At 57.6% G+C, this 18,643-nt stretch carries 14 protein-coding genes; 5 read left to right on the top strand and 9 right to left on the bottom strand.

Annotated features, from left to right (window positions below; translation table 11 throughout):
* Positions 1-100: 100 nt before the first annotated feature.
* Together CWR52_RS14930 and ahr are read left to right on the top strand one after the other, a co-directional pair.
* Positions 101-604 carry a GNAT family N-acetyltransferase gene (locus CWR52_RS14930; protein WP_008502817.1) on the top strand — a complete coding sequence of 168 codons (504 nt, stop codon included), beginning with the start codon at positions 101-103 and terminating at the stop codon, positions 602-604.
* Positions 605-687: 83 nt separating this feature from the next.
* On the top strand, positions 688-1,707 hold the full coding sequence (gene ahr, locus CWR52_RS14925; RefSeq protein ID WP_104950012.1) for an NADPH-dependent aldehyde reductase Ahr: 1,020 nt from the start codon (positions 688-690) through the stop codon (positions 1,705-1,707).
* Positions 1,708-1,756: 49 nt separating this feature from the next.
* Here the strand turns inward: ahr and CWR52_RS14920 are convergent, their stop codons facing one another.
* The gene (locus CWR52_RS14920; RefSeq protein WP_104950011.1) at positions 1,757-3,391 is read right to left on the bottom strand and encodes a dihydroxyacetone kinase subunit DhaK; all 1,635 of its coding nucleotides are present in this window, start codon (positions 3,389-3,391) and stop codon (positions 1,757-1,759) included.
* Between the two features lie 137 nt (positions 3,392-3,528).
* On the opposite strand from CWR52_RS14920, the gene CWR52_RS14915 reads away from it, so the two are divergent.
* Entirely contained in the window at positions 3,529-5,031 is a 1,503-nt protein-coding gene (locus CWR52_RS14915) for a helicase HerA-like C-terminal domain-containing protein (RefSeq protein ID WP_023309371.1), read from the top strand.
* Here CWR52_RS14915 and CWR52_RS14910 read toward each other — a convergent pair.
* On the bottom strand, positions 5,011-5,952 hold the full coding sequence (locus tag CWR52_RS14910) for a TIGR01212 family radical SAM protein (protein ID WP_104950926.1): 942 nt from the start codon (positions 5,950-5,952) through the stop codon (positions 5,011-5,013). The genes CWR52_RS14915 and CWR52_RS14910 overlap by 21 nt on opposite strands.
* A gap of 687 nt (positions 5,953-6,639) precedes the next feature.
* Here CWR52_RS14910 and gltB point away from each other — a divergent pair.
* Together gltB and gltD are read left to right on the top strand one after the other, a co-directional pair.
* On the top strand, positions 6,640-11,100 hold the full coding sequence (gltB, locus tag CWR52_RS14905; protein WP_048225139.1) for a glutamate synthase large subunit: 4,461 nt from the start codon (positions 6,640-6,642) through the stop codon (positions 11,098-11,100).
* Positions 11,101-11,109: 9 nt separating this feature from the next.
* On the top strand, positions 11,110-12,528 hold the full coding sequence (gene gltD / locus CWR52_RS14900; RefSeq protein ID WP_104950010.1) for a glutamate synthase subunit GltD: 1,419 nt from the start codon (positions 11,110-11,112) through the stop codon (positions 12,526-12,528).
* Positions 12,529-12,562: 34 nt separating this feature from the next.
* Here the strand turns inward: gltD and nanQ are convergent, their stop codons facing one another.
* The 7 genes from nanQ to sspA form a co-directional block, all read right to left on the bottom strand.
* The gene (gene nanQ, locus CWR52_RS14895; protein WP_104950009.1) at positions 12,563-13,030 is read right to left on the bottom strand and encodes an N-acetylneuraminate anomerase; all 468 of its coding nucleotides are present in this window, start codon (positions 13,028-13,030) and stop codon (positions 12,563-12,565) included.
* Positions 13,027-13,896: an N-acetylmannosamine kinase gene (nanK, locus tag CWR52_RS14890; protein WP_104950008.1), complete on the bottom strand. Its 870-nt coding sequence runs from the start codon at positions 13,894-13,896 to the stop codon at positions 13,027-13,029. The genes nanQ and nanK overlap by 4 nt, the downstream gene beginning before the upstream one ends.
* A complete protein-coding gene (locus CWR52_RS14885; protein ID WP_104950007.1) occupies positions 13,893-15,377 on the bottom strand; it encodes an MFS transporter in 1,485 nt (494 codons plus the stop codon). Before CWR52_RS14885 ends, nanK begins: the two co-directional genes overlap by 4 nt.
* A 112-nt stretch (positions 15,378-15,489) precedes the next feature.
* Positions 15,490-16,383 carry an N-acetylneuraminate lyase gene (gene nanA / locus CWR52_RS14880; RefSeq protein WP_104950006.1) on the bottom strand — a complete coding sequence of 298 codons (894 nt, stop codon included), beginning with the start codon at positions 16,381-16,383 and terminating at the stop codon, positions 15,490-15,492.
* Positions 16,384-16,507: 124 nt separating this feature from the next.
* Positions 16,508-17,290, bottom strand: coding sequence for a transcriptional regulator NanR (gene nanR, locus CWR52_RS14875; RefSeq protein ID WP_104950005.1), 783 nt, complete (start codon positions 17,288-17,290; stop codon positions 16,508-16,510).
* A 102-nt stretch (positions 17,291-17,392) separates the two neighbouring features.
* Positions 17,393-17,890, bottom strand: a complete 498-nt coding sequence (gene sspB / locus CWR52_RS14870; protein ID WP_025912562.1) for a ClpXP protease specificity-enhancing factor — start codon at positions 17,888-17,890, stop codon at positions 17,393-17,395.
* A 5-nt stretch (positions 17,891-17,895) separates the two neighbouring features.
* The gene (gene sspA, locus CWR52_RS14865) at positions 17,896-18,534 is read right to left on the bottom strand and encodes a stringent starvation protein SspA (protein ID WP_025756674.1); all 639 of its coding nucleotides are present in this window, start codon (positions 18,532-18,534) and stop codon (positions 17,896-17,898) included.
* Between the last annotated feature and the right edge of the window lie 109 nt (positions 18,535-18,643).

Genomic DNA, 18,643 nt, shown 5'->3' with positions numbered 1-18,643 from the left:
GGCGTAAGGGGTAACCTTCCTGAAAACTCCTCGCTTGCACTCCCCTTTCTGCGGTGCTATTAACAGCAGTTATGTGTCAATTTTTGTAATGAGTAATGCTATGAGCGTGATTACCCCCGTCGCGACGACGATGCGCCGGATCGCTGAGCAGGATAACCCGGCTATCGCCGCCGTTATTCGCACCGTTTCTGCCGAATATGGCCTGACGGCTGACAAGGGCTACACGGTTGCCGACCCGAATCTGGACGCGCTTTTCCAGCTCTACAGCCAGCCTGGTCATGCCTACTGGGTCATCGAGCAGAACGGCCAGGTAGTCGGCGGCGGCGGCGTGGCGCCCCTCAGCTGCAGCGAGCCGGATATCTGCGAACTGCAAAAAATGTATTTCCTGCCAACGGCACGCGGACAAGGACTGGCCAAAAAGCTGGCGCTGATGGCGCTGGACCACGCGCGCAAGCAGGGCTTTACCCGCTGCTACCTGGAAACGACCGCCTTCCTCAAAGAGGCCATCGGCCTGTATGAACATCTGGGCTTTGAGCATATCGATGCGCCGCTGGGCTGTACCGGCCACGTTGATTGCGAAGTCAGAATGCTGAAAAGTCTGTAACTTTCGTTCCTGCCCTCTTCTGTTAAGCGGCTGTAAACTGAATGCTCTACACTCTCAGTTCACACCACAACGGGGGAAACACGATGTCGAAGATAAAAAGCTACGCCGCACCGCAGGCGGGTGCAGAACTAGAGCTGTACGAGTACGATGCGGGCGAACTAAAAGCAGAAGACGTCGAAGTACAGGTTGATTACTGCGGGATCTGCCACTCGGATCTCTCGATGATCGACAACGAATGGGGCTTCTCCAGCTATCCGCTGGTTGCCGGACACGAAGTCATTGGTCGCGTCGTGGCGCTCGGTAGCGCCGCGCAGGACAAAGGGCTGAAGGTTGGCCAGCGCGTGGGCATTGGCTGGACGGCACGCAGCTGTGGTCACTGCGATGCCTGTATCAGCGGCAATCAAATCAACTGCCTCGAAGGCGCCGTTCCCACCATTCTCAACAAAGGCGGTTTTGCCGATAAACTGCGCGCCGACTGGCAATGGGTTATCCCGCTGCCGGAAAGCATTGATATCGAATCCGCCGGCCCGCTGCTGTGTGGTGGTATCACCGTCTTCAAACCGCTGCTGATGCACCATATCACCGCCACCAGCCGCGTCGGCGTCATCGGTATCGGCGGACTGGGGCATATTGCCATTAAGCTGCTGCACGCGATGGGCTGCGAAGTCACGGCGTTCAGCTCGAACCCGGCGAAAGAGAAAGAAGTGCTGGCGATGGGGGCGGATAAAGTGGTGAACAGCCGCGATCCGCAAGCGCTGAACGCGCTGGCGGGCCAGTTTGACCTGATCATCAACACCGTTAACGTCGATCTCGACTGGCAACCGTACTTTGAAGCGCTGGCCTATGGCGGTAACTTCCACACCGTGGGTGCGGTGATGAAGCCGCTGCCGGTTCCGGCGTTTACCCTGATCGGTGGGGATCGCAGCGTGTCAGGCTCCGCGACCGGTACGCCGTTTGAGTTGCGCAAACTGATGAAATTCGCCGGACGCACCAAAGTGGCGCCGACTACCGAACTGTATCCGATGTCGAAAATCAACGAAGCGATCCAGCACGTGCGCGACGGCAAAGCCCGTTACCGCGTGGTGTTGAAAGCAGATTTCTGATGTGAGTTTGCCGGGTGGCGGCTTCGCCTTACCCGGCCTACTTTCACTGCTACGCCAATACGTTAAATACTTCCGCTACCGCAACCGCTCCCGGATCCATTACCCCATCCAGATTCTCTTTATTGACATACGACGAGCGTCCCGCGCCGGCTTTCGCCATTTTCGACGTTGCTTCTGCGCCCTGCTGCGCGGCCTGCGCTGCCGCCTGAATATTGCCTTTCTGTAACGCTTCCAGCGCCGGTTGCAGCGCATCGATCAGCGTGCGATCGCCAAGATCCGCTCCGCCGTACTGCTTCATCTGCGCCAGCCCGCTGAGCAATGCCTCGGGTAGCGGCTGACCATCGTGAAGCTTTTGCCCGGCGGCCGTGAAGAAGATCGACATTAATACGCCACTCGATCCGCCCATTACCATTGCCAGCCGTTCCCCCACCAGCAATAACAGCGCCGGCAGATCGTTAAGCGGGAGTTTCCCCGCCTCCAGATACTGCGCAATATCCCTCGCCCCTTGCGCAAACGTGGAGCCGGTATCGCCATCACCCACTTTGGCATCCAGCGCGTTCAGGCGGTTTTCGAGTTGGATCAGGGTCCTCGTTACCGAGGAGACATACTCACCCACCTGCGGATTGTCAGACGGGGTGTATTCCACGCGATCGTGAATAGCGCTATGCGCCACGGTGCGCAGCGGCGCAAACGCCACGGGCTTCTGCCAGCCCAGCGTTTCCACCTCTTCATGTAGCGCTTTCTCAAACAGATCGTTGAGCTTCAGCAACGTCAGAGAAAAGCCCTTCATATCCAGGGCGCTCACCAGCGGCGCAGGGCCAATCAGGTACGCGATATTCTCTTTCAGCGCCGAGTGTGCCAGCTCTTTGGTCAACAGCGCCATCTCCAGCGCCGATACGCCGCCAAGATTGTTAATCAGCACCGCAAAACGCCCCTCACCCGCCTGCGCGCGTAGCGGCGTCACCAGGGTGTCGATAATGGCTTTGCTGTTTTGCGTATCTACCACGGAAGCCCCGGGCTCGCCGTGAATGCCCAGACCCAGCTCGACATGGCCTTGCTTAATGCGCCCCTCTTCATCGTCGCTGCCCGGCAGGTTGCAGGTTTGCATCGCCACGCCCAGGCTCCAGAGGTTATCGCAGGCCTGTTGCGCAATATCCCGCACCTCGCTCAGCGATTTCCCCTGTTCCGCCGCATAGCCCGCAATCTTGTGCACCAGTGCCGTACCGGCAATACCGCGCGGCTGCTTGTTATCCGGCAGCGCGATATCGTCTGCCACAATCACCATCTCCACCTTCAGGCCGTAGCGCTTGGCCTTTTCGGCCGCCAGGCCAAAGTTCAGGCGGTCGCCGGTGTAGTTTTTCACGATCAGCAGACAGCCGCGATCGCCCGTGACCGCGACAATGGCATTCAGTACCGCATCCACGCTCGGCGAGGCAAAAAGATCGCCGCACACTGCCGCCGTCAGCATCCCTTTGCCAACAAACCCGGCGTGTGCGGGTTCGTGGCCTGAGCCGCCGCCGGAGATCACCGCCACGCGGCTTTTGTCCCAGTCGCCGCGTGCGACGATCCTGATGGCCGGATCGATATCAAGCTTGACGAGATTGGCATGTGGCGCAGAAAGCAGTATGCCTTCAATGGCATCGTTGACCAGCTGTTTGCGATCGTTAAAGAAGAATCTGGACATAGTTTCCCACTATTTTGTGAACCGTATGCAAAAGCATAGTCCGCGCTGGATAATGCGCCGCAAAGTCAGCAATTTACTCAGCCGTTTTACCGTCAGGTTGCCTATACTCCACCCAGGACTACGAGAGGAAGCGCATCATGAGTACACCACTATTAATTGCCCGGACGCTGGAAAAAGAGCTCTATTTACTGCCCGCGATGGCGAATCGCCACGGTCTGATCACCGGTGCGACCGGGACGGGGAAAACGGTCACCCTGCAAAAGCTGGCGGAGTCGCTTTCAGAGATTGGCGTACCGGTCTTTATGGCTGACGTAAAAGGCGATTTAACCGGTGTGGCTCAGGAGGGTACCGCCTCTGAAAAACTGCTCGAACGGCTGAAGAATATCGGCATCACAGACTGGACGCCTCATAACAATCCGGTGGTGGTGTGGGATATTTTTGGTGAGAAAGGCCACCCGGTGCGCGCCACCGTCTCCGATCTCGGTCCCTTGCTGCTGGCCCGTTTGCTTAACCTCAACGACGTGCAGTCCGGCGTGTTGAATATCATCTTCCGCATTGCCGATGACCAGGGGTTGCTGCTGCTCGATTTCAAAGATCTGCGCGCCATTACGCAGTACATCGGCGATAACGCCAAATCCTTCCAGAACCAGTACGGCAACATCAGCAGCGCCTCAGTGGGCGCTATTCAGCGTGGCCTACTGACGCTGGAGCAACAGGGTGCCGAGCACTTCTTCGGCGAGCCGATGCTGGATATCAAAGACTGGATGCGCACCGACAGCAGTGGCAAAGGGATTATTAACATCCTGAGCTCAGAGAAGCTCTACCAGATGCCGAAACTCTACGCCGCCAGCCTGCTGTGGATGCTCTCCGAACTCTATGAACAATTACCCGAAGCAGGCGATCTGGAAAAACCGAAGCTGGTGTTCTTCTTTGACGAAGCTCATCTGCTGTTTAACGATGCACCTCAGGTCCTGCTAGATAAAATTGAACAGGTTATTCGCCTGATCCGCTCCAAAGGCGTCGGCGTCTGGTTTGTCTCGCAAAACCCGTCGGATATCCCCGACAACGTGCTCGGGCAGCTCGGCAACCGCGTGCAGCATGCCCTGCGCGCCTTTACGCCGAAAGATCAGAAAGCGGTGAAAGCCGCCGCGCAAACCATGCGCGCCAATCCTGCCTTTGATACCGAAGCGGCGATTCAGGCGTTAGGCACCGGTGAAGCGCTGATCTCGTTCCTGGATGCGAAGGGCAGCCCGTCCGTGGTGGAACGCGCCATGGTGATTGCGCCCTGTTCGCGCATGGGGCCGGTTACCGACGATGAACGTAACGGCCTGATTAACCACTCTCCGGTTTACGGGAAGTACGAAGACGAGGTGGATCGCGAGTCCGCTTTTGAGATGCTGCAAAAAGGGGTACAGGCGACCACCGAATCGCAGGATGCGCCCGCCGCTAAAGGGCAGTCTGTCGCCGTGGATGACGGTATTCTCGGGGGGCTCAAAGACATTCTGTTCGGCAGCACCGGGCCGCGCGGCGGCAAGCGCGACGGCGTGGTACAGACCATGGCGAAAAGCGCGGCGCGACAGGTCACCAATCAGATCGTGCGCGGCATGCTGGGGAGTCTGTTAGGCGGCCGTCGCCGGTAGACGGGGAACCCACGGGCGGCCCAGCGCCGAACCCTGCACACCGTGCTCCTGCAGATAGCGGTCGATTTCCACCATCCCCGTCCAGCGGTTCTCACACCATAGCGGTGCCAGAAGCGTTGGGCGGCGGGCGCTGGCCGAGATGCGGTGGTAGACAATCTCCGGTGGCGTGTGGCGAATCATCTCCCCCGCCGTCACCGTATAGTCCTCAAGCTCGATACCGCTTAACCGCCCGGCCTCCCAGGCTTTCGCCATAATGCTGCCTTTCACGATGTGCAGCGGATGCAGCTTGATGCCGTCCACGCCGGTTTCAACCACCCTTTCCAGCGTTTCAAGGCCATGCTGTTGACCTTCGCCGGGTAACCCAACAATCAGGTGCGAACAGACCTTCAGCCCGCGCTCGCGGGCCAGGCGCGTGGTGCGCTGGTAGCAGGCAAAATCATGCCCACGGTTAATGCGGTGCAGCGTTTTGTCATGTGCTGTTTGCAAGCCCAGCTCCAGCCAGATCTCGTAGCCTTGTTCTTTGTACTCGCTGAGCAGGTCCAGCACCGCGTCCGGTACGCAGTCCGGGCGCGTTCCCACGCACAGCCCAACGATACTGGCCTGGCTGACGGCCTGCTGATACATCGAACGCAGTACCTGCACCTCCGCCCACGTGCTGGTATAAGCCTGAAAATAGGCCAGATACTGCTTCGCGCGGTTCACCAGGCTGGCCTGATGCGCGAGCTGTTCCGCGATCGATTTGTGCTGCTGCGCTTCGTCAGCAAAGGAGGCCACGTTACAGAAGGTGCAGCCGCCGCGCCCGATGGTGCCGTCGCGGTTCGGGCAGCTAAACCCGCCATGCAGCGTCAGCTTATGAACCTTTTGCCCGTACCGCTGCAAAAGATCCCCACCAAACATATTGACTAATTTCTGTAACTGCATAATCTGATAGACCGTCCCGGAGAAAGGGGACAAGCCTGCCATTTTTAGCCTCTGTCGGCGATGACCTGGATCAATCGCCCTGGACGGCCTTTATCTATATGAATAAATACTCAGGATTACTGCAATTTCATTCACGCCGTACGTGATTACTTTTCCTTATGTTCTGATTGTTTTTTTCATTTATAGCGCCAGCACTGAAAAACAGTGTGTTTATGCGGGTTTGCAGACAATGCCAGATTATTATTCTGCTATAAAACCGCTATTCAGCACGCTACATTGATAATACCGCTTTCATATAGTGAGTCAGATCACACTCCGCTGCGCTCTTTCAGGGCATTCAATCAATATAAAACTAGTTAAATACCCTTTAAATACAATCAGATAATCTCTCTTTAGCACATTTTTGTATAAATAAGATTGCCATTTGACCTGTGTACCAATTCCCGATAAGTTGGAAATCCGCTGGAAGCTTTCTGGATGAGCGGCCTGCTCATCATATTTATGCAGTAATTGAGATTCCCTCTGAAGCAAGTCCTCAAACTTGTTTACCTGCGCGAAAGGATGAAAAAGAGGGCGAATGCGAGGTCCGCGTATGAAACGCAAACCCCGTCGCCATGCTCTTTCTGTGCCTGTGCGCCACGGTAAAGTTCAGTGGGAAGCCCGACGAGCCTGGGGAGGTTCACTGATATGTTGTACGATAAATCCCTTGAGAAGGATAACTGTGGTTTCGGCCTGATCGCCCACATAGAAGGCGAACCTAGCCACAAGGTAGTGCGTACTGCTATTCACGCACTGGCCCGTATGCAGCACCGTGGCGCCATCCTTGCCGATGGTAAAACCGGCGACGGTTGCGGCCTGCTGCTGCAAAAACCGGATCGTTTCTTCCGCATCGTGGCGGAAGAGCGCGGCTGGCGTTTAGCCAAAAACTACGCTGTCGGCATGCTGTTCCTGAATCAGGATCCTGAAAAGGCTGCCGCCTCACGCCGCATCGTCGAAGAAGAACTTCAGCGTGAAACCCTGTCGATTGTCGGCTGGCGCGATGTGCCAACCAACGAAGGGGTGCTCGGTGAAATCGCCCTCTCCTCGCTGCCTCGTATTGAACAGATTTTCGTCAACGCGCCTGCGGGCTGGCGTCCGCGTGATATGGAACGCCGTCTGTTTATTGCCCGTCGCCGCATTGAAAAACGTCTCCAGGACGATAAAGAGTTCTACGTCTGTAGCCTCTCTAACCTGGTGAACATCTATAAAGGTCTGTGTATGCCGGCTGACCTGCCGCGCTTCTACCTGGACCTGGCGGACCTGCGTCTGGAGTCGGCCATTTGCCTGTTCCACCAGCGCTTCTCCACCAACACCGTACCACGCTGGCCGCTGGCTCAGCCGTTCCGCTACCTGGCGCACAACGGCGAGATCAACACCATCACCGGTAACCGCCAGTGGGCCCGCGCCCGTACCTATAAATTCCAGACGCCGCTAATCCCCGATCTGCACGATGCCGCACCGTTCGTGAACGAAACCGGCTCGGACTCCAGCTCGATGGATAACATGCTGGAACTGCTGCTGGCGGGCGGGATGGATATCGTTCGCGCCATGCGTCTGCTCGTACCGCCGGCCTGGCAGAACAACCCGGATATGGATCCTGAGCTGCGCGCGTTCTTCGACTTTAACTCCATGCACATGGAGCCGTGGGACGGCCCGGCGGGCATCGTCATGTCCGACGGTCGTTTCGCTGCCTGTAACCTGGACCGTAACGGCCTGCGTCCGGCGCGCTACGTCATCACCAAAGACAAGCTCATCACCTGCGCCTCTGAAGTCGGCATCTGGGATTACCAGCCTGACGAAGTGGTCGAGAAAGGCCGCGTCGGTCCGGGCGAGCTGATGGTTATCGACACCCGCGGCGGGCGCATTCTGCACTCCGCCGAAACCGACAACGATCTGAAGAGCCGCCATCCGTACAAAGAGTGGATGGAGAAAAACGTGCGTCGTCTGGTGCCGTTTGAAGATCTGTCGGATGAAGAAGTGGGCAGCCGTGAGCTGGACGATGACACCCTCGCCAGCTACCAGAAGCAATTTAACTACAGCGCGGAAGAGCTGGACTCCGTCATCCGCGTGCTCGGTGAAAACGGCCAGGAAGCGGTCGGCTCGATGGGTGACGATACCCCGTTTGCCGTGCTCTCCAGCCAGCCGCGCATCATCTATGACTACTTCCGTCAGCAGTTCGCGCAGGTGACTAACCCGCCAATCGATCCACTGCGTGAAGCACACGTGATGTCGCTGGCCACCAGCATCGGTCGCGAGATGAACGTCTTCTGCGAGGCCGAAGGCCAGGCGCACCGTCTGACCTTTAAATCGCCGATCCTGCTGTACTCCGATTTCAAACAGCTCACCACCATGAAAGAGGAGCACTACCGCGCTGACACGCTCGACATTACCTTCGACGTGAACGAGGCGAGCCTCGAAGAGACGGTGAATGCGCTGTGTGACAAAGCCGAACAGATGGTGCGTAACGGTACCGTGCTGCTGGTATTGTCCGACCGCAACATCGCGAAAAACCGTCTGCCGGTACCGGCCCCGATGGCGGTAGGCGCTATCCAGACGCGTCTGGTCGATAAGAGCCTGCGCTGCGACGCCAACATCATTGTTGAAACCGCAAGCGCCCGCGATCCGCACCACTTTGCCGTGCTGTTAGGCTTTGGCGCGACGGCGATCTATCCGTACCTGGCCTACGAAACGCTGGCCCGTCTGGTGGATACCCGCGCGATCGACAAAGATTACCGCGCGGTGATGCTGAACTACCGTAACGGCATCAACAAAGGTCTGTACAAGATCATGTCCAAAATGGGCATCTCGACCATTGCCTCCTACCGCTGCTCGAAGCTGTTTGAAGCGGTCGGCCTGCATGACGAGGTCGCCAACCTCTGCTTCCAGGGCGTGGTCAGCCGCATCGGCGGCGCCGGTTTTGCTGACTTCCAGCAGGATCTGGTGAACCTGTCCAAACGCGCCTGGCTGGCACGTAAGCCGCTGGATCAGGGCGGTCTGCTGAAATACGTTCACGGTGGCGAATACCACGCCTACAACCCGGACGTGGTGCGCACGCTGCAGCAGGCGGTTCAGAGCGGCGAATACCGTGATTATCAGCAGTACGCTGAGCTGGTGAACAACCGTCCGGCGGCAACGCTGCGCGACCTCATTGCCCTGAATCCGGGTGATGAAGCGGTCAGCATTGACGACGTTGAGCCGGCATCCGAACTGTTTAAACGCTTCGATACCGCGGCGATGTCCATCGGCGCCCTGAGCCCGGAAGCTCACGAAGCGCTGGCGGAAGCCATGAACAGCATCGGCGGTAACTCTAACTCCGGCGAAGGCGGTGAAGATCCGGCCCGTTACGGCACCAACAAGGTGTCCCGTATCAAGCAGGTGGCATCCGGTCGCTTTGGCGTGACGCCAGCGTACCTGGTCAACGCCGACGTGATTCAGATTAAGGTCGCGCAGGGTGCAAAACCGGGCGAAGGCGGTCAGTTACCGGGTGATAAAGTCACGCCGTACATCGCCAAACTGCGCTACTCGGTGCCGGGCGTGACGCTGATTTCCCCGCCGCCGCACCACGATATCTACTCTATCGAGGACCTGGCGCAGCTGATTTTCGACCTGAAGCAGGTCAACCCGAAGGCGATGATCTCCGTGAAGCTGGTTTCCGAACCGGGCGTCGGCACCATCGCGACCGGCGTGGCGAAGGCCTATGCGGACCTTATCACCATCGCCGGTTATGACGGCGGTACCGGCGCAAGCCCGCTCTCTTCCGTGAAATATGCAGGCTGTCCGTGGGAGCTTGGCCTGGTGGAAACTCAGCAGGCGCTGGTGGCTAACGGTCTGCGTCATAAGATCCGCCTGCAGGTGGATGGCGGTCTGAAAACCGGCCTCGATATCATCAAGGCGGCGATCCTCGGCGCGGAAAGCTTCGGTTTCGGTACCGGTCCAATGGTCGCGCTGGGCTGTAAATACCTGCGTATTTGCCACCTGAACAACTGCGCAACCGGCGTGGCAACCCAGGACGAGAAGCTGCGTAAGAACCACTATCACGGCCTGCCGTTCAAAGTGACCAACTACTTTGAGTTCATCGCCCGCGAAACCCGCGAGCTGATGGCGCAGCTGGGCGTGAAGCGTCTGGTAGACCTGATTGGCCGCACCGACCTGCTGAAAGAGCTGGAAGGCTTCACCGCCAAGCAGCAGAAGCTGGAGTTGAGTAAGCTGCTGGAAACCGCGCAGCCGCACCCTGGCAAAGCGGTCTACTGCACCGAGAACAACCCGCCGTTCGATAATGGCGTGCTGAACGCGCAGCTGTTGCAGCAGGCGAAGCCGTATGTGGACGACAAGCAGAGCAAAACGTTCTGGTTTGATATCCGCAACACCGACCGTTCCGTGGGTGCCTCCCTCTCCGGTTACATCGCGCAAACGCACGGTGACCAGGGGCTGGCGGCCGATCCGATTACCGCGCACTTCAGCGGTACCGCGGGTCAGAGCTTCGGCGTGTGGAACGCAGGCGGCGTTGAGCTATACCTGACCGGCGATGCCAACGACTACGTCGGCAAAGGCATGGCTGGTGGTCTGCTGGCGGTGCGTCCTCCGGTCGGCTCAGCCTTCCGCAGCCATGAAGCCAGCATTATCGGTAACACCTGCCTGTACGGCGCGACCGGTGGTCGTCTGTTCGCAGCAGGTCGTGCGGGCGAGCGTTTTGCGGTGCGTAACTCCGGTGCCATCACCGTGGTGGAAGGCATTGGCGATAACGGTTGTGAATACATGACGGGCGGGATTGTTTGCGTTCTGGGTAAAACCGGCGTGAACTTCGGCGCAGGCATGACGGGTGGTTTTGCCTACGTCCTGGATGAAGACGGTGAGTTCCGCAAACGCGTGAACCCGGAGCTGGTGGAAGTGCTGGACGTTGACACGCTGGCTATCCACGAAGAACACCTGCGCGGTTTGATTACCGAACACGTGCAGCATACCGGTTCTTCGCGCGGCGAAGAGATCCTGGCGAACTGGCCGGCGTTCTCTGCGAAATTCGCGCTGGTTAAGCCGAAGTCCAGCGATGTTAAAGCCCTGTTGGGTCACCGTAGTCGTAGCGCAGCAGAGCTGCGCGTGCAGGCGCAGTAAGGAATTCAGATGAGCCAGAACGTATACCAGTTTATCGACCTGCAGCGTGTTGATCCGCCAAAGAAACCGCTGAAGATCCGTAAAATTGAATTTGTTGAAATCTACGAGCCGTTTTCAGAAGGCCAGGCCAAAGCACAGGCAGACCGCTGCCTGTCCTGCGGTAACCCTTACTGCGAATGGAAATGTCCGGTACACAACTACATCCCGAACTGGCTGAAGCTGGCCAACGAAGGACGTATTTTTGAAGCCGCCGAGCTCTCTCACCAGACCAACACCCTGCCGGAAGTGTGCGGCCGCGTGTGTCCTCAGGACCGTCTGTGCGAAGGTTCCTGTACGCTGAACGACGAGTTCGGCGCGGTGACCATCGGCAACATCGAGCGCTACATCAACGATAAAGCGTTTGAGATGGGCTGGCGTCCGGACATGACCGGCGTGAAGCAAACCGACAAGCGCGTGGCGATCATCGGCGCGGGCCCGGCGGGCCTGGCCTGTGCGGACGTGCTGACCCGCAACGGCGTGAAGGCGGTGGTCTTTGACCGCCATCCGGAGATCGGCGGTCTGCTGACCTTCGGTATCCCGGCCTTTAAGCTGGAAAAAGAGGTTATGACCCGTCGCCGTGAAATCTTCACCGGCATGGGTATTGAGTTCAAACTGAACGTGGAAGTGGGCCGCGACGTGCAGCTCGACGATCTGCTGAAGGATTACGACGCCGTGTTCCTGGGCGTGGGCACCTATCAGTCCATGCGCGGTGGTCTGGAGAACGAAGACGCGCCAGGCGTGTACGACGCGCTGCCGTTCCTGATTGCCAACACCAAGCAGATCATGGGCTACGGCGAAACCGCCGATGAGCCTTTCGTCAGCATGGAAGGCAAACGCGTGGTGGTGCTGGGCGGCGGTGATACCGCGATGGACTGCGTGCGTACCTCCATTCGTCAGAATGCGGCACACGTAATCTGCGCCTACCGTCGTGACGAAGAGAACATGCCGGGCTCCAGGCGCGAAGTGAAAAACGCGCGTGAAGAGGGCGTGGAGTTCCAGTTCAACATCCAGCCTCTGGGTATTGAAGTGAATGCCAACGGTAAAGTGAGCGGCGTGAAGATGGCGCGTACCGAGATGGGCGCACCGGATGCGAAAGGCCGTCGTCGCGCCGAGATCGTGGCCGGTTCTGAACACGTGATCCCGGCCGACGCCGTGGTGATGGCGTTCGGTTTCCGTCCTCACAGCATGGAATGGCTGGCGAAGCATAGCGTTGAGCTGGATTCACAAGGCCGTATTATTGCGCCAGAAGGTAGCGATAACGCGTTCCAGACCAGTAACCCGAAAATCTTCGCCGGTGGCGATATCGTTCGCGGTTCCGATCTGGTAGTGACGGCGATTGCCGAAGGGCGTAAAGCGGCTGACGGTATACTGAACTACCTGGAAGTGTAAAAGACAAGCCGGATGGATCTCCATCCGGCTTTTTTTATGCGGTTAACAGGCTGGCACGAACCTTCACAACGGCTTTTTTAATCTCCCCCGCCGATTCAGCTATGCACCCCGGCTTATGGGGCTCTCCTGGCATAAAAATGACAAACATTCCCGGTTTGAGCACCACCGATTGCTCTGCTTCAATGCGGCTGCAAAGCTGATAATCTTCATCGTGATGCATCTCCTCGCTGTCGCGCGCAGAGCCCACAACACCAAACGCAATGCGCTCAGCCCCGGTTAGCAGCAGTTGGATATCGATATACTGTGCATGCAGTTCGGCCTTCTTCTGCGCCGGCTCTTGTGTGGCAAACTGCATGACGTTCATAAAGACGTCATCGCCCTGTAGTGCATAATGGCCAGGCGATTTTTCCTGCGGTCTTGCAGCAACGGCAAGCGTTAGCGCATTCACCAGAACAGCGGGCAGACCCGATGATGCCAGCGACTGTAATTCTCCCATCATCATAATGCCTCTCCTTGTACTAACAGCGCCGCACCCAGTAGCCCGGCGTCGTGGCGGTAGTGGGCCGCCCTAAGTGGAACCTGATACACGTCAGGCTCCTGTGAAAGATACTCTGCGACCAACGGCAAATACCCTTCTGCCAACCCAACGCTGCCGCCCACGACGACCACCTGACAGTCGGTGACGGCTTTCGTGTCGGCGATAAGGCGCGCCAGCGTGTGTGCAGAATTCGCCACCAGCTTGCGTGCCTGAGGAATACCCAGCGCGGCACGGTTGAATATGGCTTTTGCATCCAACCCGGCTAAATCGCCCTGCGCCTGGGCGGCAATGCCTCTGCCGGATGCGATGGCCTCAACACACCCTCTTCGTCCACAACCACAAAACGGCCCGGCAGGGTCGGCCAGCGTATGCCCCAAATGCCCCGCCAAACCGCCGCAGCCCGTCTGCAGCTTTCCGTTGAGGACAATGCCGCCGCTCACGCCGGTTGATACCGTCAGGAAGACCATATCGTCTTCACCCGGCAGCGCGCAGTACTCAGCCCAGGCGGCAGCCTGCGCGTCGTTTATCGCCGTAACCGGTAATTGTGTGGTCTCCTCCAGAAATGTGACCAGCGGAAAGTGCGCCAGCCCGCCCAGATTGGCCGGATTAATGGCGGTCAGTATTCCGTTGTGAATAATCCCTGTCGAGGCCACCGCCACGCGCCGGGCGTGGGTAACCAACGGTGAAACCAGAGTACGCAGCGCCTCCTCCAGCGCACCTGGCGTATGGCTGGCGGGGGTTGGGCACTCCCTGCGCATCGACAGACTGTTCCCCTCCAGCAGGGCAGCGGCGAGCTTTGTGCCGCCAATATCAATCGCCAGCGTCGTCATTTCACCACCTGCTCGCTTTTGACACTGCCCGCGGAGAAAGCGCCACTCAGCGGTTTACCGTCGATAGCGTCGTGAGTGCGCAGTGCTTCGGGTCTGATCCAGCGCTGAACGCGGGACGGCATATCCAGACCAATCAACAGGATCACCACAAACGTCAGGCCAAAAGAGAGCGAGCCGAGAGCGGTGCCCAGCGCCATATCCTGCGACAGCAGCGCGCCAATCACCGGCGCTATCGCCCCGCCCAGCGCCCCGACATTGTAGGTAAAGCCGAGGCCAGCGGCACGCTGGTCGGTATCGAAATAGCCGCCGATGAGTTTGGGTAAGATCCCTGATATCCCCTGCCCCAGCATTTGCTGGAAAAAGAGGAGCAGGCCCAGCACCCAGACATTTGCGCCACCAATCGCAAATACGGGGATGATAAGCAGCTGTGAGGCCAGCAGGCTGCAGACGTAAGCCTTGCGCGTCCCCAGCCAGTCACCAAGGAAACCGCCCACACAGCAGCCCAACGCTGCACCGAAACCGCTAAAGAACAGAACCTTCGCCACGGTAGACGGGTCATACGCCAGATCGGTTTTCAGATAAGTAGGGAGTAACGCCTGAATCGGCCATGAGTAGAGGAAGGCAAACAGTACGACGACCATCAGCGTGACCCCTGTGGGCCAGCGTTTACCGCTGCTTTGCACCATAAAACTGATAAAAACAATGGCGCATAGCAGGCCAAGAATGACGACCAGCCCTGCGTTATTGAGTTCACCGGCGAAACAGAGCCATAGTGCCGTTCCGGCAAACAGCGTCATCGCGACGTTGATAACGCGGTATTTGCCGCGATAAAGGATATCGACCATCGTTCGCACCGGGGCTTTGCCTTCGTGCTTCGCTTTCCAGTCCTCCGCCTCCGGGATGTTTTTACGCAGCCACAGGGCAAACACGATGGGCAAGATGCCAATAAAGAACAGTGCGCGCCAGCCCCATACGGGGACCACGAGGCTGTAGACCTGGGCGGCGAGCACGGCACCGACGGAGAAGCCGGAAATTAAAAAGCCGCTCGCCTTATTACGCAGATGCTTCGGCCAGCTTTCAATGACGTAGGTTGCGCTGGAGCCGTATTCGCCCGCCATCCCCATGCCAATCACCATCCTGGCGATAAACATCGTGACATAGCCCGGCGCAAAACCACAGGCCAGCGTACCGCAGGAAAAGAGGACAATACTGGTGATCATCGCCAGCTTACGGCCGTAGCGATCGCCCATTGCCCCCAGTAACAGCCCGCCGAACCAGCGTGAAATAAAGGCCGCCGAAATCAGGCTCGCCGCTTCCACCGTCGTCAGGCCAAATTCACTTTTTACTTCTGTCAGGACCAGGGCAATCAATACAAAATCGAAGCCATCAAGCAGGTATCCCAGCCAGGCAGCGGAAAACGCACGCCACTGTGGACGGGTAAGATGGCGGTACCACGGGATGCTTTGGGTAGACTTACTCATTTCACTCTCCCGACGATTTCTTTGTCGTTTTGCCGGATGGCGTCTACGCCTTATCCGGCCTACGTATCGCGTTTTTGTAGGCCGGGTCAGCGGAGCGCCACCCGGCAATGCGTTAGCGTTTTTCCGCCATTAACTGCTCCGCCAGGGCTTTCAGCTCCGGCAAGAATTTTTCGTCCACAGGGGCAAACGGTTTGCGACACAGCGGTACCGATACCACATCCATATAGTGCAGCACTGTTTTTAGCCCACGGAAGACACCGGCTTTGATCAGCAAGTCGATGACCTTATTGCACTCGCTTTGCAGGCGTTGTGCGGTGGCGTTATCCCCTTCACGAACGGCGTTGGCAATCGCCTGATAGCGCCAGCCCATGATGTTGTACGTGCTGCCGATCCCGCCGTCTGCCCCTGCCAACAGGCCGGAGGCGAAGATCTCGTCGTAGCCGTTGTAGAGCACAAGATCCGGATGCGCGCGGCGGATCTGCTCCATCTGGAACAGATCGCCAGAGGTTTGCTTCAGCGCCCCCACCCCCGGCAGCGTCACCAGGGTATTGATCTGATCCAGCGTTAACTTCACGCCGCTTAACGCCGGAATGTTATAAACCACCATCGGCAAACCATCCGCAGAATCAATAATTGCACGGTAGTGGTCGCAATGTTCTTCAAAGCTGAAGGGATAGTAAAACGGTGTGACGGCGGACACGGCGTCAAAGCCAAGTCGCGCCGCAGAGGCTGCGAGCTGCTGGCTTTCCGCCGTGCTCACGCAGCCGACGTGGGCGATCAAGGTGATTTTCCCCTTCGCCTCATCCGCCACAATCTCCATCACCTCTTCGCGTTCGGAGAGGCTTTGCACAAAGGCTTCCCCCGTTGAACCTCCGACATACAGACCGTCGATACCCTGCGTAATATTGAACTGCACCAGACGGCGCAGGCTCTCTTTATCCAGCGCCTGTTGGCGGGTGAAGGGGGTCAGGAGTGCGGCCATTACGCCGCGTAATTGCGTTGCCATAGATACCTCAATTGATCGTGTGTTTGTTATAACGACATACCTTTATACCTGTTATACCAGATCAATTACGCAGCAGTGGAATACAGATCGCTTATATTGCGATCGACTTCACTAAAGGAGATCGTTATTTTTTGGCTTTGGAACTCTGGCCGAAGGCGTGCCAGGTCGCAGACACGCTATTGAGGTGGGTTTGTAGCGCGCGGTCAGCCTCATCAGGATCGCGACGGCGGATCGCATCAACGATCGCGATATGCTGGCGATAGCTGACTTCATTATGCTTATACAGCTCAGCCTCCGGCACTGTTGGACGTGCGGCAATCAGCCAATCCAGCAATGCAACGTGGATCGCGTTAAAGATCGGGTTGCCGGGGATCTCCGCCAGCACGCGGTGAAAGTCGACATCGGAGCGAATAAACAGCGCATTATCATCAAGCGACTGGCTATTGATCTCCAGCGCTTTTGTCAGGCGATCGATTTGCTCGTCAGTGGCAAATTCAGCGGCAAAGCGAACAAGGCTGGATTCGAAAAACAGACGCAACTGCTCGAAATGGGCAATGCCCCCTGGCTGGGTCAGGAAATCTTTTGCCATGCCGGAAAGCTCGCTGATGATGGTATCGGCAGAAGGCATGGTAACGCGGGCGCGTTCACCGTTGTTAATCTGCACCAGACCTTTACGCTTCAGCGCCGCCAGCGCCTCACGCACCGAGGGGCGACCGACGTTGAAGAATTCCATCAGTTCGCGCTCGGAGGGCAATTGTTCTCCCTGCGCAAATTCCTTCCGGCGGATCATCTGCTCCAGCTCTTCTTCCACCATATCGGACAACTTCTTGCGCGCCAGCGGACGACGTCGCAGGCTGCGGCCAATGGTTTCATCAGAGTTTTCAGCTTTAAGATCAGTCGTTTTCATTGCAGTCCGGTGCCGGAAAGGAAGAAAAATTTATCATAACACAGGAAATAACAGGTGGCGAAAAGGGGCAGAAAGCAAAACAGGCCCTATGGGCCTGTTTGATTACTTCACGACGCGAAGTGCCGGACGACCACCGCGCGGAGGCGGATCGTCATCAGGGTCATTGTCATCTTGATGATCGGGTTTGTCGCCATCGATAATTGACATCACCGTGTCGCTTTCACGCTCATCAGATGCGTTGTCATCATTCAGGCTGGCAACGTCTTCATCATATGCCGCTTCCGGCTCGAACATGGTACCCGCACCGTTTTCACGCGCGTAGATAGCCAGCACAGCAGCCAGCGGTACGGAAACCTGGCGCGGTACGCCGCCGAAACGCGCGTTGAAGCGTACTTCATCGTTTGCCAGCTCCAGGTTACCCACCGCGCGTGGGGCGATGTTCAGTACAATCTGTCCGTCACGTGCGTATTCCATTGGAACCAGCACGCCCGGCAACGTCACATCCACAACCAGGTGCGGCGTGAGCTGGTTATCCAGCAGCCATTCATAGAAGGCGCGCAGCAGATACGGACGGCGTGGGGTAAGTTGTGACATTTCCACAGTCATTAGCCTCGGCCGAGACGCATTTCACGTTCCGGTTCAGTTAAGGATGCCAGGAAAGAGTCGCGCTCAAAGACGCGAGTCATGTAGCCTTTCAGCTCTTTCGCGCCAGGACCGCTGAACTCTACGCCCAGGGTTGGCAGACGCCACAGCAGCGGTGCAAGGTAGCAATCTACCAGGCTGAACTCATCGCTCAGGAAGAACGGCTTCTGACCAAACACCGGGGCGATTGCCAGCAGCTCTTCACGCAGTTGCTTACGCGCAGCGTCGGCTTCGGCAGCGGATCCGCTGGTAATCACGTTCATCAGCGAATACCAGTCTTTCTCGATACGCTGCATGTACAGGCGGCTTTCACCACGCGCAACAGGGTAAACAGGCATCAGCGGCGGATGTGGGAAACGCTCATCCAGATATTCCATAATGATACGGGATTCCCACAGGGTCAGCTCGCGATCCACCAGCGTCGGTACGCTTTGGCTCGGGTTGAGATCGATCAGATCCTGAGGCGGGTTATCCTTTTCCACATGCTCGATCTCAAAACTGACACCCTTCTCGGCCAGCACGATACGAACCTGATGGCTATAAATGTCAGTAGGACCAGAAAACAGCGTCATTACCGAACGTTTGTTGGCAGCGACAGCCATGAAAACCTCCAGGTATATTCAGAATTTTTACTGCTACCAGCCCAACAGGGGCCAGCCAGATGTTGTATCGCCCATCCCAGAGAAGACACATTGTTCAAGAATCGAACAA

It is taken from the genome of Enterobacter sp. SGAir0187 (assembly GCF_002952735.2).
Lineage (GTDB): Bacteria > Pseudomonadota > Gammaproteobacteria > Enterobacterales > Enterobacteriaceae > Enterobacter > Enterobacter quasiroggenkampii.
The sequence above is the reverse complement of the archived record's forward strand: the minus strand, read 5'-3'. Positions and strand labels throughout refer to the sequence as shown.